General features: G+C 55.4%; 1 protein-coding gene. It reads right to left on the reverse strand.

The annotated features are described in order from the left end of the window. A partial coding sequence (locus FGT79_RS30640) for a glycine rich domain-containing protein (protein WP_246096709.1) occupies nucleotides 1–756 on the reverse strand: 756 nt, incomplete at both ends.

The raw sequence follows: 756 nt of genomic DNA on the forward strand, positions 1-756 counted from the left end.
GTAGAGATGTGGGGACCGTTGGCCAAATCGAAGCGCAGCCTATTAATCGTGCCTCTCCAATTCGGATGCGTCCCGATTGGAATGGTATACACGCGATATTCCGAGTCCGACGCGGTCATTGGGAAGCTGACGACATAACTCTCGGACCAGTTAGGTGCCTGCGTACCCGTGAAATAGATAGCACCACTGGTGTTCGTGGAGTTATTCTTCACCCTCACTTGAATGACATCACCGGCATCTGCGGCATGGCTCATGGTGTCGGAGAAGAAATAGCTATCGTCATTAGTCGGGTGCGTCGTATGGAACGGCATGACGACTCGATCGACGAGTGACGTTCCATTCCCATCTGTAATATCCGATGCGCCGCCACCGCCTGCACCCGCAGAGCCGATCCCATTGCCTCCGCCATTGTAGCCGCCAGCCTTCGAGCAACCGTCGCATTGGTTGATGCTTGTGGTTCCATTGCTCCCCTTGCCGCCTACCTTCACTTCCACTTTCTGTCCGGCTACGAGCTGCGCGACTCCACTCGCATAACCGCCATGGTTCGTGCTTCCACTACCAGCTGTTCCGCCTTGTGCGCCCCATACTTCGAAGAGGTACGCACCGGTTAACGGAGCCTCAAAGGTCTGGGAAGCACCTGTGTACACGAAATCCTTCATCGTCGCAGGCACCGCTGGTCGATAATCCGGATTAGGCACCTCCAGCTTCTCATAGGTCGGAGGCGTGGGGACAAAGACGTAACCCGGTTTTAATACA

The sequence above is a fragment of the Paenibacillus sinopodophylli genome, from assembly GCF_005930355.1.
GTDB lineage: Bacteria > Bacillota > Bacilli > Paenibacillales > Paenibacillaceae > Pristimantibacillus > Pristimantibacillus sinopodophylli.